The sequence below is a fragment of the Micromonospora vulcania genome (assembly GCF_042658605.1).
Classification (GTDB): Bacteria; Actinomycetota; Actinomycetes; order Mycobacteriales; family Micromonosporaceae; genus Micromonospora; species Micromonospora vulcania.
The window spans coordinates 1-13,180 of the sequence record NZ_JBHSQS010000031.1 but is presented as its reverse complement, the minus strand read 5'-3'; the positions used below and the strand labels follow the sequence as shown (position 1 = coordinate 13,180).

Genomic DNA, 13,180 nt, shown 5'->3' with positions numbered 1-13,180 from the left:
TTCCTGCCACCCCGGCCCGGTTCACCGGCGGGTGCCCTAACCTGAGTGAAATACGCGGTTTTCTCGGATACGTCCGCATCGCGAAGATGGCTCTCATACGGTGGGGATCAGAGGCTGCAACCGATTTGTAGCTGGTCGCGCCCCCTCGGGCGGTGCGACCCCGTCTGGTAGCAGGAAAGGGCGGAAGGCTCTGATGTCCAACGACGTAACGACTACCGACGGCGGGGCCATGGCGGCTCCGCCGACACGACGACGGCGGGCGCTCTGGGTCGCCGGCGTGGCCGGGCTGACCGGCGTGGTCGGCCTGGCGGCCCTCGGCGGCGTGGCCGCCCGGGACGACAAGCCCACCTCCGGCCGGGCATCCGACGCGCAGCCGTCGACCAACCGGCAGAACGTCAGCGACGACGGCGGCGCGGGCGAGAACGCCGACGGCGCCAAGGAGAACAGCGGCCAGGACCCGGGCGACGACTGGAGCGGCGACGACTGGAGCGGCTTCGACGACAAGTCCGGCAAGGACGATAAGTCCAGCAAGGACGACAAGCGCGACGAGAAGGACCGCACCAAGCAGGTGCCCTGCGACACCGACAAGCTGATCCAGGAGATCACGTTCGCCAACAGCAGGGACGGCGGCGTGCTGGAGCTGGCCAAGGGCTGCACCTACAACCTGACCCGCACGGACGAGTACGGCAACGGCCTGCCGGTGATCACCGAGCGGATCACGCTCAAGGGCGACCACACCACCATTGGGCGCGACAGCTCCGCCGACTACTTCCGGATCCTCAACGTGGCTCCGAGTGGGGACCTCACCCTCAAGGGCCTGAGCATCAAGGGCGGCCAGACCATCGAACGAGGGATGAACGTGGAGCCCGCGACGGTCTGGGCCCCGTACTCGACCTCGGTCCGGTCCGCCACGGCGACCCCGCTGGCCACGCCGGCCGCCGCGCCGGCAGCGAAGCCGACCGTGACCGCAGCCAAGCCGGCAACGGCAACGGCCAAGCCCGTGGCGGCAGCGGCCAAGCCCGTGGCGGCAGCGGCAGCGGCCAAGCCCGTGGCGGCAGCGGCCAAGCCGACCGTGACGGCAGCCAAGCCGGTGGTGGCAGCAGCCAAGCCCGTGGTGGCAGCGGCGGCGGTGCCGTTGGTGGAGGAGCCCAGCGCGAACGACGGTGCCGGGGTGCTGGTGCAGCCCGGTGGCCGCGCCGAGATCATCGACAGCGAGTTGCTCTACAACCAGTCCGGCGGCAACGGCGGCGGTCTGGCCAACTTCGGCACGGCCAAGCTCAGCAAGACCACCGTGGCGCACAACACCGCCTTCTTCTACGGCGGCGGCATCTTCAACGCCGGCCTGCTCCAGGTCGACGAGTCGAAGATCAAGGACAACAACGCGATCATCGGTGGCGGCGGCATCGCCAACGGCGGCGCCGAGATCTTCACCGAGGACGTCGACGGCGGTTCGGTCTGGGTCTACAAGAGCGAGATCAGCGACAACCGGACGCTCGGCTTCGGTGGCGGCGTCCTGGACGTCGAGGGCACCACGACCCTGCACGAGACAACGGTCACCGACAACACCGCGCTGCTCGCCGGTGGGGGCGTCGCGGTCGCCGACAGCCACCTCAACCTCAAGAAGGTCACAGTCGCCAAGAACAGCACCGCCGGAGTGGGCGGTGGCCTGGCGGTGGCCTTCGACAGCGCCGCGACGGTCGAGGACAGCTGGATCAAGGACAACACCGCCGGGTTCTTCGGCGCCGGCCTCTACAACGAGGACAGTGTCACCACGCTTCGCGACAGCGAGGTGGTGGGCAACCGTGCCGTCGGCCCGCTCGGCAGCGGCGGCGGCATCTACAACACCGACGGCGGCGAGCTGACCCTCCAGCGGACGAAGGTGACGCACAACTTCGCCACCCTGCCGCCCGGAGGCATCTCCAACGGCCTCGGCAGCTTCGTACGACTGGACGACAAGTCCGTCGTCTCCGCCAACCGCCCCACCAACTGCCTGAACGTTCCCGATTGCTTCTGAGGAACGGGTGGCTGATCCACATAGAGGGTGCGCCCCTCCGAGCCGGTGACGGCACGGAGGGGCGTACCCATTTAGGCAGCTCACGAGGGGTGACAGCCGGCTTGGGTGTGCGCGTGCCCGGCCGGGGCGTCCGGGGCAACCCGGCCGGAACGTGAACCGAATGTGGGGTTGTTTCGGATACGCCCGCGAGGCGAGGAACATTCTCTTACGGTGGGTTTTGGGAGCTACAACCGATTTGTAGCAGGGGACGACCACCTGAGGGCGGCGACCCTGTCTGGTACGAGGAGAGGGCAGAGAGCTCCGATGTCCAACTACCTAACGAACAACGAAGCCTCAGGGCGGGCGACGGCCAAGCGCCGCCGCAAGCTCTGGCTCGCCAGTGGCGTAGCCGGTTTGACGGGCGTGGTCAGTCTCGCGGCGGTGGGCGTCGCGGGCAGCGCCGGAGCGGTCGGCGGCCTGAACTGGAACACCGCGCAGGTCAGCAAGGACGGTGACCAGCGGAGCGACGAGGGTCGCGACCAGGACCGGGACAAGGACCGGGACAAGGACCGGGACAAGGACCACGAGCGCGGGAAGGAGGTGCCCTGCGACACCGACAAGCTGATCCAGGCGATCGTCTTCGCCAACAACAAGCACGGCGGTGTGCTGGAGCTGGCCAAGGGCTGCACCTACAACCTGACCCGCAACGACTACCAGGGCAACGGCCTGCCGGTGATCACCGAGCGGATCACGCTCAAGGGCGACCACACCACGATCGAACGGGACGCCACGGCCGACTACTTCCGGATCCTCAACGTCGGCAGCAGCGGACACCTCACGATCAAGGGCCTGACCATCAAGGGCGGCCAGACTCTCGAACGGTTCCTGCCCGTCGAGCCGGCGGCGGTCTGGGCGACCTACTCGGACTCCGAGGCGCTCGCGGCGCAGGTGAAGGCCGGCGTTCCGCTGAACCAGGCGCTCACCGCCCGACAGGCCAACCCGAAGGCGGGCCTGAAGGCCGCGCCGAAGGCCACGCCGAAGGCCACGCCGGAGGCGAAGGCGGGCGTCGTCACACCGCTCGTCGAGGAGCCGGAGGACACCGACGGCGCCGGCATCCTGGTACAGCCGGGCGGCACCGCCGAGATCCTGGAGTCCGAGGTCGTCCTGAACCAGTCCGGCGGCAACGGCGGTGGCGTGGCCAACTTCGGTACCACGAAGATCTGGCACAGCACCGTCACCCGCAACACCGCCTTCTTCTTCGGCGGTGGCGTCTTCAACGCCGGCCTGCTCAAGGTCGAGGAGTCGAAGATCAAGGACAACACCGCCGTCATCGGTGGTGGCGGCATCTCCAACGGCGCCGCGGAGATCTTCCGTGACGACGTCGACGGCGGGACCGTCGAGATCAAGAAGGGCGAGATCAGCGACAACGAGACGCTCGGCTTCGGCGGCGGTCTCCTCGACATCGAGGGCACCACCACCGCGTACGAGACCAAGTTCGTCTCGAACACCGCGGTTCTCGCCGGTGGTGGTCTGGCGGCGGCGGACAGCCACCTCAACCTGCACGACGTGACGGTGGAGAAGAACAGCACCGCCGGTGTCGGTGGCGGTCTGGCCGTCGCCTTCGACAGCGCGGTCACCGTCGACAAGGCCAACATCAAGGACAACACCGCCGGCTTCTTCGGCGGCGGGGTCTTCACCGCCGACAGCACCACCACGCTGCGCGACAGCGAGGTCGTCGGTAACCGGGCAGTGGGCCCGATCGGGGTCGGTGGCGGCATCTTCAACATCTTCGGCGAGGTCAGCCTGCAAAAGACGAAGGTCGCCTACAACTTCTCCACCTTCGCTCCGGGCGGCGTCTTCACCTTCTTCGGGCAGGTGAACGTGGACGACAAGTCCGCGATCACGGCGAACCGCCCGACGAACTGCCTGGCCATCCCGGGCGGCAGCATCGAAAACTGCTTCGCCTGAGCACCCTCGGGTGACGTGCGGCCGGTGACGGCGGCACGACGGCCAGCAGACGAACCGGCCCCCTTCCGCACCAAGCGGAGGGGGGCCGGTCGCACGCTCGGAGCGTGGTCAGTTCTGCACGAAGACCGCCACACTGCGCGCCGGCACGGTGAAGGTGCCGGCCGTACGGTCGAACGAGGCCGTACGCAGCACCGGGTCCGCCGAGTTCACCAGCACCGGGTGCAGCGCCACATCCGCCCCCCGCAGACCGGTCAACGTCTGCTTCGCGGTCGACGGCGTGCCGTTGAAGACGACGGTCACCGACTTCCAACTTCCGCCCAGCCCTCGGGCGTCCAGCGTCATGGTCAGCACCCCCGGCGTCTCCGACGCGCCGGAGAGCGGGAACGCGACCCGCTGTTGCACCTGCTCGGCGGTGCCCAGCCCGAACACCGGCGAGGATGCCCGGATGCGCAGCAGCTCGGCGTACCGGGCGTCGGTGGTGGTGATCGCCGCGCAGTCCGGCACCAGTGCCGGGTCGGCCAGCAGCGGCTTCGCGTACGCCCACTTGTCCTGGTTGTCCTGCGCCGGCGGAAGGCCGACGCCGAACCCGTTGCCGTTGGCGCAGCCCCAGCGGATCTGGTTGAACCAGTCGCCGGAGTTGAACGAGTTACGGTCCAACGACTTGGACCGCAACCGCTCGGTGCCGGCGGTGACGAACCCGGTGCCCTGCCCGAACGCGGTGGTGGCCAGCGCCAGCACCTGCATCCGGGAGCGGTCCGCCGCCGAGGTGTCCTGCGGCAGCTTGTACGCCAGCGCGTCGTACAGGATCTCGTTGTCGTGCGCGTCGACGTAGGTCACCGCCTCTCCCGGCGCGGCGGTGTAGCCGGCCGGCGAGCCGTTGTAGTCCACCTGCGCGCCGGTGACCTGCCGTCCCGCCGAGTCGGTGAACCGGTAGCCGCGCAGGTTGCCGGTGAGCCCCACCTTGATCAGGTCGTGGGAGTGCAGCAGTCGGGCCTTCTGCTCGGCGGCCGATCCGTTCACCGCGTCGCCGTTCGGGTCGGTGTAGAGCCCGGAGGCGAAGCCCTGCGCCCGCGGGTTGGTGTCGAACGGCCCACCGCCGCGCACCGCGTCCCGCAGTCGGTCGTTGAAGGTGCCGATGCCGGTGCCGGCCATGTTGGCCTGGGTGGCCTGCACGAACCGGGCGTCGTTGGCGACCTCGCCGAAGTTCCAACCCTCGCCGTACAGCATGATCGCCTTGCCGTCCACGCCGTCGCGGCCGACGGTCAGCTTGTCCAGCGCCCTGCGGACGGCGAGAATGTTCGCCTTCGGGTGGTGACCCATCAGGTCGAACCGGAAACCGTCCACCTTGTACTGCTTCGCCCAGGTGACCAGCGAGTCGACCACCAGTTTGCCCATCATGGCGTGCTCCGGCGCGGTGTTGGCGCAGCAGGTGGAGTTCGCCACCGTGCCGTCCTCCAGCAGCCGCTGGTAGTAGCCGGGCACCACCTGGTCGAGCACCGACTTGGCGTCGGTGCCGGCGGCCGAGGTGTGGTTGTAGACCACGTCCATGACCACCCGCAGGCCGGCGTCGTTGACCCCGGCCACCATCCGCCGGAACTCGGTGGTCCGCGCCGCGCCGGCCGGATCGACGGCGTAGCCGCCCTCCGGCACGGTGTAGTGCAGCGGGTCGTACCCCCAGTTGTAGCCGTCGGTCTCGGCGACCGCCGCCACGCACCTCTGCTGCTCCTCGGAGTCCGGCGGCAGCGCCGCCAGGTCACAGGCGGGCTGACGCTGGTCGGCCCGCTTCTCGGGGATGGTGGCGAAGTCGAACGCCGGCAGCAGGTGCAGGTGGGTGACACCGGCGTCGCCGAGCGCCTTCAGGTGGGTCATGCCGGCGGTTCCCGGGTCGGTGAAGGCGAGGTAGGTGCCCCGCCGCTCGGCCGGCACGGTGTCGTCGGCGATCGAGAAGTCCCGCACCGACAGCTCGGAGATCTGCGCCTTGGACGCCGGCACCGGGGCCGGCTTGCGCAGCGTCCGCCAGCCCGCCGGGGCCAGCGCCGGATCGGTCAGGTCGACCAGTTGACTGTGCGTGGAGTCCGCCGCGAGCGCCACCGAGTACGGATCGGTCACCGAGGCGGTAACCAGCCGCTGCGCGGCCGGCTGCCACGCCTGCACCTGGTACCGGTAGTACTTGCCGGTCCAGGCGTTGCTGCCGCGCACCGACCAGACGCCGGTGCGGTCGTCCCGACGCATCGGAACCGTCTTCGGCTGCGCGGTGGGCGTGTCGAACAACTGCAGCGCCACCGTCCGGGCCGTCGGTGCCCAGAGCGCCAGGCTCGGCGTACGGCCGGCGAAGGTCGGCCCGAGGGTCGCGTCGGTGGCCCGGGAGTACACGTCGTCGAGCACGCCCGGGATCTGCACGCCGGTCGCGGCGAGCAGGGCGCCCTCGGCGTCGCGCTCGGTGACCAGCAACTGCCCGCGTAGCGCCGCCGGCACCTTGGCCAGGTCACCCCGGTCCAGGGCGAAGGCACGGTACGACCACAGGTGCGGGAACTCCGCGCGCTGGGCCTCGGTGAGCCCGTTGCGCTGCGCCCGCAGTGGCAGCGTGGTGTACGTCCCGGTCAGCTCGCCGTCGACCACGCTCACCCCGCCGGTCGGCGCGGCGACCAGCGCGTACGTCCTACCGTCGGTCGGCGGGGTCTGCCAGGCCACGGTGGACCGGTCGATCCAGTGCGCCTTCTGCTTGGTGATGTCGGTGTCCCCGCCCGTGCTGGTGGCGGTCGACGGCAGCAGCCGACCCGGGGTGGCGGCGAGCAGCCACACCTCCCGGCCCGCGCTGGCGAAGTCGAGCCGCTGGTCGTCCGGCAGATCCTTGGTGTCGCCCTGATGGATGATGTAGTTCAGCCCGGTCGCCCCGGCCGCCAGTGGCACCCGGAACACCGCGCCGAACGCGTCGACCGAGGTCGGCTTGAACGGGGTGGCCCAGTCGGTCGGGTTGGCCGCGCCGTCCCACAGGTGCAGGCCCCAGCCGTCGTAGTTGCCGTCGGCCCGCCGGTAGTGGATCACGGCGGTGCCCTCCTCGACCGGCGGATCCGGTTCACCGGTCGCCGCCTGGCGGGTCGGGTAGATCACCGGGTCGCCCTGCTTGAGCCAGATCTCGCCGGTCTGTGTGACGTCGATGCTCCGGTCGACGGCGACGTCCTTGGTGCCGTCCTTGTCGACCACCACGAAGCCGACCGACTTCGCGCCCGGCTTGAGCTTCACCCAGGCGAACCGGCCGTAGGAGTCCTCCCCGGCGAACGGCTGCCCCTTCGGCCACTCGGTCACGTACGCCGGGTCGATGTCACCCCACGCGTACAGCCCCCAGTCGTCGTAACCGCCGGCCGGGCGCTGGTAGTGCACCACCGCCCACTCGCGGGAACCGCCCTGCTCCGGCGTACCCACGATGGCGGTGGAGCGGGCGGTCGCGGTGCGGCCCTTACCGTCGCGGACCACCGCCCGGTACTCGATCCGGGTGCCGCCGGCCAGTCCGGCCAGGTCGTGGTGCACGGTGTACGGCGCGTGGTCGGCGCTGCCCAGCAGCGTCCACGGGCCGCCGGCGACCCGCGCCGCGACGGTGACGGTGGCCAGCGGGTCACCGGTCACCTGGGCGGTGACCGCGGCGCGGGTGGCCACCAGCGCGTCCGGGGCGGGAGTGGTGATGGCGATGGTGGGTTTGCCGGCCGGCTGCGCGATGGCCGTGCCGGCCCGGTGCACCACCGCCGACAGCGGCGGCACGGTCAGGGTCAACGTGCCGTCCGCGCCGGCACTGGCCGTTGCGGCACCCCCGTAGATACCGGTGAAGGTGGCGCCGGCCGACCACGTGTCCACGGTGACGGTCTGCGCGGTGTCGGCGTTGTTCACCGCCACCACGTACTCGGTACGGTCGGCGGGAGCGATCCGGGAGGCGGCGAACACGCCCGGCCCGTCGGCGGCGTACCGGGTGACCTGCACGCCGTCGCGCAGCGCCGGGTGCGCCTGGCGCAGCCGACCGAGCTCGGCGATGGTCCGGTACAGCGGGTGGGCCGGGTCGAACTGGTCGCTGGCGTGGGTGCGGTCGGTGCCGAGCAGGTCGTCGTCGAGGTAGTCGGGGACCTTTGAGGCGAACATGTCCTGGCGTGCGTCCCGGTCCCCGCCGGGGCCGGTGAAGCCCTGCTCGTCGCCGGAGTAGATCACCGGTTGGCCGCGGGTGAGGAACATCAGCTGGTGGGCGAGCTGGTCGCGGCGCAGGTGGCTGGCCGGGTCGGTGCCGCCACCGGCGATGAACGAGCCGATCCGGCCCATGTCGTGGTTGCCGAGGAAGGTGGTGAGCCGGCCGGCGTCGGTGTCCCGGGCGGCATAGAGGTCGTCGCGGGCGTACACGTCGGCCAGTGCCTTCGCCGAGCCGGCACCGGCGGTGTAGCCACGCGCGGCCTCCTGGAAGGCGAAGTCGATGGTGGCCGGCAGGCCACCGCGCCGCACGTAGCTGGAGGTGATCTCCGGGTTGGCGCTGTACACCTCGCCGAACATGAAGAAGTCCTTCTTGCCGGCCTTCTCCGCGGCGCGCTCGATGCCCTGGCTGAACTGCGGCCAGAAGTCGAGGTTGACGTGCTTGACGGTGTCCAACCGGAACCCGTCGACGCCGGTGCCGCCGATCCAGTCTCCGTACGCCTTGGTCATCCCCTGGACCACCTCGGGACGCTCGGTCCACAGGTCGTCGAGACCGCTGAAGTCGCCGTACTCGCTGTTCTCCCCGGCGAAGGTGGAGTCGCCCCGGTTGTGGTACATCGTCGCGTCGTTCAGCCAGGCCGGCACCTTCGCGGTGGCATCGCCTCGCTCCGGGAAGACCGGGGTGTACGGGGCCGACGTCTCATCGACGGCCGGGAAGTCGCGGCTGCCGTCGGCGTAGTTGCGGTCCTCGAAGGCCCGTCCCTGCGCGTCGGTGTACGGCGAGGTGACCTTGTCCACGTAGGCGTACCTGTCCTCGGCGTACTTGATCACGTCGGCGGTGTGGTTGACCACGACGTCGAGGTAGACCTTGATCCCCCGTCGGTGGGCGAGCGAGACCAGCTCCCTCAGCTCGGCGTTGGTGCCGAAGTGCGGGTCGACCTGGGTGAAGTCGGTGATCCAGTAGCCGTGGTAACCGGCCGAGGTGTCGTCGCCCCTGGTCTGCACCGGGCGGTTCTTGAAGACCGGGGCGAGCCAGATGGCGGTGGTGCCCAGGCCCTGGATGTAGGCCAGTTTGTCGATGACGCCCTTGAGGTCACCGCCGTGGTAGAAGCCCTTGTCGGTCGGGTCGAGCCCGGTACGCAGCCGGTCGCCGGCGAGGCCACCTTTGTCGTTGCGCCGGTCGCCGTTGGCGAACCGGTCCGGCAGGACGAAGTAGAACTGCTCGGCGCGCGCGGTGTCGGTGCCCGCCTTCAGCAGCGCCTCGGCGGTGGGCTCGTCGCGCCACTGAACCGCGCCGGCGGCGGCCAGCGGGTCGGTGCCGGACGGTCGGGGGTCGGCGGCGGTGCCGAGCGGACGCACGGAGTCCGGAGTGCCGACGAGGGTGACGGTGAGCAGGCAGACGAGGGCGAGCAGGACGGTACGCGGTATCGGCGGGGGTTTCATCGACGCCTTCCTCTGGTCGCTGATTGGCCGCACGCTAACCGTCGTGGAAACAATCTGCAATACCTTGCAAACAAAGTCGCAACAGAGCAGCATCCTTGCGGAAGTAAGGTCCGTCGCCCGACCGTCCATCGCCGAGCGTCCAGGTCAGAGCCCGCTGCAGCGCACCCCGTCGACCGTGCACTCGCGCGGAGTGGTGGAGGCCCGCTGCCACTCGAACCGCAACGCCACCGACCCGCCGGCCGGCACGTCCACCCCGCTGGTGTACGTGAAGCTCCCGTCGCCCGGCCGCGCGGTCCCCTGTGGCACGCCCTCCACCCAGGAGGTCACCAGGCGCCCACCGGCGTAGTCCAGCCGTGCCGTCCAATCCCGGCTCTCCCGGGTCGCGTTGACGATCAGCACCTCGCCGATGAAACCGCTGTCCCAGCTCTGCACGACCCGGTACCGGCCACCCACGGCCGGTGGCTCCGGTGCCCGGGTCGGCGGCCGGGTCGCCGGCGGACCGGCCGATGGCGGTCGCGACGCCGGGGTGCTCGGCGGCGACCCGGTCGCGCGGGGAGACAGCCCGGGCAGCAGCGCCGCCGACGATCTCGACGGCGTCGGGGCAGCGGCCGGGTCCGTCACCTGCGGCAGCGGCACCACCGGCGGCACCGCACCGTCGTCCGGCGCGGGACTACGCCCCCGGTACGCGCCCAGGGCCACGAAGACCAGGACCACCATCACGACGACGCCGGCCAACACCACGATCCAGGGCGACGACGCGATGGCGACCGGGCCACGGGACGGTCGCGGGGCACGAGGCATGCCGGACATGTACCTCCCTCAGCGGGGCCGTCCGGGCAGCCTAGCGATCCCCGGCCAGGCTCGGAAGCGCCGACGGCCGCACCGGCCGGGTCCACCGACCCGGCCCCGGGTCAGCCAAGCTGGCAGTCGACCCCGTTGATCGTGCACTTGACCGGCCGCTCCCCCGACTTGCCCCAACCGAGCCGCAGCCGCAACGTCCGGGTGGCACCGGGGTCCAGCGACCGGGTGCCCCGCAGCACGAACTCGCCGTCTCCGCGCCCCCGCACCGAGACCCCCGAGTCGTCGCTGAGCCACAGGCCCCACGTGTCGTCGTCGTACGTCAGCTCCACCCGCCAGTCCACCGACTGACCCGAAGCGTTGGTGACCGCCAGCTCCGCCTCGGACCCGTTCCAGCCGTCCGTACCGACCTGGTACCGGGCCGTCACCGTCTCGCCGGCCGGTCCGAGCGGCACCGCCGGAACCGCCGGGGCGCTCGTCCGGCCGGGTGCCGGCGAGCGGGTGGTCACCTGCGGCAACGGCGTACGACTGCTGCGCGACGGCCGGGGCGACGCGGTACGCCGGTCCACTCCGGCCGGAGTCGGCCCGGCGGCCGCCGACGCGGCCGCCGGCACGGTCGGCAGGAACACCGGCGGCGCCGCCCGGGGCGCATCCTCCCGCTCCCGGGTACGGAACGACAGCAGTGCGATCACCAGCAGCAGCACCAGCGTGCACACGCCGACCAGCACCACGACCCACGGCACCGACGCCAGCACCCGAAGCCTTCGCGACTCTGCCACGCCAGCCGGCCGCACCGCCATCAGGTCTCCCCTCGTCCCCACCGACGCGACAGCGTAGCCAGCGCCGGCGGGACGGGGAAACGGGCGGGTACGGATCGAGCCGACCGGCCAAGCGGTCAGCCCGTCCGGACGACCGTGCAGATGACCGGGCCCTCACCCGTGGTGCGCAGCAGGTAGCGGTACCGCTCCCCGGGCACCGCCTGCCCCTGACTGTCCAGAAACTCCCACTCCACCGACACCTCGGTCAGCAGCGCGGACACCGGCTGCACATCGCCGATCCGGGCATGGGCCGCGATCAGCTCCCGATCCTGGTAGTCGGGCGCGGCGCCCACGAAGGACAGTGCCACCGCCGCCAGCGAGGTGAACGAGAAGCTGTACGTGTCGGCCACCACCAACCCGGGCAGGGCGTAACAGCCGGCGATGGCCGGCAGGTCGGCGGACGTCAGCGCCACGCCGTACCGGTCGAAGAAGTCGGTCAGGGTGTCGAGATCGGTGGAGGCGGTCACGGCGACACCAATTGCCGGCCACCCGTCGGGTCAAACCTCAGCGCGCCGGAACCTGGACCTCGATCTCGGCACCCAACCGGGCCTGGGCGGCCAGGCCCAGATCGTCGCCACTCCAGAACCGCCCCGGGTCGTACCAGTTCGGACGCCGGCCGGCGGGCAGCAGGCCCATCGCCTCGTAGGTCACCGCGACCACCTCGGCGCAGTACGCGGTCTCCAGCGCCCGGTCCCGAGCGCCCGGTGACCCGCCCGGCGGCGCGGTCGGGGTCGACCGTGGGGCGGGGCGACCGGGACGTGGCAGCGCCGGTACGCGACCGCGCACCCACCGCCAGGCCAGTTGGGCGGTGGACGGGAACGGTGTGCCGTCCAGCCGTGCCACGGTACGCAGCACCGCCCGCTCCATCTCCCCGTTCGCCGGCGGGTCGAGCTGGCGCAGCCAGGCCCGCTGGCCGTACCGGTTGGCCCAGACGCAGACGGCATCGCGCAGGTTGTGCAGCTGCACGCCGCGCTGATGGGTGCCCGACCACAGGTCCGGCAGTGACCTGCCGAGCTCCGCGTGCCACATCAGCGGCGGCAGGTCGTCGAGCACCACGGCCATCCCGACGTGGTTGACCGGGCTGTTGGTGGTGAACTGGATCGCCCGGTCCGGCACGCTGCGGCCCCGGAACACCCACACGTCGCCGGTGCGGGTCAACTCGACGGCCTCGTCCAGGCTGATGCTCATGACGGTCTAGCCTAGGCCGATGCGGCAGAAAATGCGGTGGTGGAAGGTCCTCGGGCTGGCCGGCCTCGCGGGAGTCGCGGCCTCCGGCGTGGTCATCGCGCGGGCCGAACGACGTCGGCGCGCGTACACCCCGGAGGAGATCCGGCAGCGCCTGCTGGAGCGGCACGCCCAGGCGGCCGACCCCGCCGACCCGGCCTGACGCCCTGTCGTTCGTGGAGCCTCGACCGGCGGGTGCTTGGTGGGGCGGCATCCGCTGCCTGCGCCTCCGACGGTGGCTGGGCCGTACATTCGAATGATCGTGCCGGGTCTCGGTGTACCTGCCTGACCGTCGGTCGGTCATTCCCGCGCTGAACGCGCGGTGGAGTCGAAGCGGTGCCGGGCGGGGGCACTCGCACCACGGAGCCACATACCTCAGAGTCATATTTATGCCTCAGAGGTATAACGCTCAACGCGGACCTGCCTGCCGACCCCGCAGCGGGCGTTGATCCGCCTCGGACCGTCTCGGGGGATGCCCGGTACGCGCGTGTTCGCGGTGCGCATGGCGTCCGGTTTGTGGTGAATCGTCCCGTGGGCGGGGCCACCCCGATCGCGGAATCATGGGCCGCCCCGGGTCGTTGTACAGGGGGTAACCACGACAACCGGCGGCCCTCGCCCCGGCCCCCCGGCCGCCGGGCAGATCCCCCTCTTCACGCGCGGCACACCGTCCCCCGGTTGTGTGTGTCGTGTGCACCCCCTGAGGCAGAGGAGCACGCCATCATGCGTACCGATCTGATCCGTAAGACCGCCCTGACCGCTGCCGGCCTCG

Annotated in this window: 8 protein-coding genes; 3 read left to right on the top strand and 5 right to left on the bottom strand. The window is 70.9% G+C overall.

The genetic code is table 11. The features are described 5' to 3' along the window. Window positions 1–193 precede the first annotated feature (193 nt). Together ACFQGL_RS29165 and ACFQGL_RS29160 are read left to right on the top strand one after the other, a co-directional pair. Window positions 194–2,014: a right-handed parallel beta-helix repeat-containing protein gene (locus ACFQGL_RS29165; RefSeq protein WP_377515827.1), complete on the top strand. Its 1,821-nt coding sequence runs from the start codon at window positions 194–196 to the stop codon at window positions 2,012–2,014. Between the two features lie 303 nt (window positions 2,015–2,317). Further along, window positions 2,318–3,961 (top strand): hypothetical protein, encoded by a 1,644-nt coding sequence (locus ACFQGL_RS29160; RefSeq protein ID WP_377515826.1) that lies wholly within the window; start codon window positions 2,318–2,320, stop codon window positions 3,959–3,961. A gap of 108 nt (window positions 3,962–4,069) precedes the next feature. Here ACFQGL_RS29160 and pulA read toward each other — a convergent pair whose 3' ends face one another. The 5 genes from pulA to ACFQGL_RS29135 all read right to left on the bottom strand — a co-directional run bounded on the left by pulA (window position 4,070) and on the right by ACFQGL_RS29135 (window position 12,375). Further along, window positions 4,070–9,571, bottom strand: coding sequence for a pullulanase-type alpha-1,6-glucosidase (gene pulA / locus ACFQGL_RS29155; protein ID WP_377515825.1), 5,502 nt, complete (start codon window positions 9,569–9,571; stop codon window positions 4,070–4,072). A gap of 144 nt (window positions 9,572–9,715) precedes the next feature. Then, complete coding sequence (locus tag ACFQGL_RS29150) at window positions 9,716–10,381, bottom strand: cellulose binding domain-containing protein (protein WP_377515824.1); 666 nt, start codon at window positions 10,379–10,381, stop codon at window positions 9,716–9,718. 101 nt (window positions 10,382–10,482) lie between these two features. After that, complete coding sequence (locus ACFQGL_RS29145; RefSeq protein WP_377515823.1) at window positions 10,483–11,169, bottom strand: hypothetical protein; 687 nt, start codon at window positions 11,167–11,169, stop codon at window positions 10,483–10,485. 95 nt (window positions 11,170–11,264) lie between these two features. Further along, window positions 11,265–11,654, bottom strand: coding sequence for a hypothetical protein (locus tag ACFQGL_RS29140; protein WP_377515822.1), 390 nt, complete (start codon window positions 11,652–11,654; stop codon window positions 11,265–11,267). Between the two features lie 37 nt (window positions 11,655–11,691). Next, entirely contained in the window at window positions 11,692–12,375 is a 684-nt protein-coding gene (locus ACFQGL_RS29135) for a hypothetical protein (protein ID WP_377515821.1), read from the bottom strand. 19 nt (window positions 12,376–12,394) lie between these two features. Here ACFQGL_RS29135 and ACFQGL_RS29130 point away from each other — a divergent pair, with 19 nt between their 5' ends. Then, on the top strand, window positions 12,395–12,574 hold the full coding sequence (locus tag ACFQGL_RS29130) for a hypothetical protein (protein WP_377515863.1): 180 nt from the start codon (window positions 12,395–12,397) through the stop codon (window positions 12,572–12,574). The last annotated feature ends 606 nt before the right edge of the window (window positions 12,575–13,180 follow it).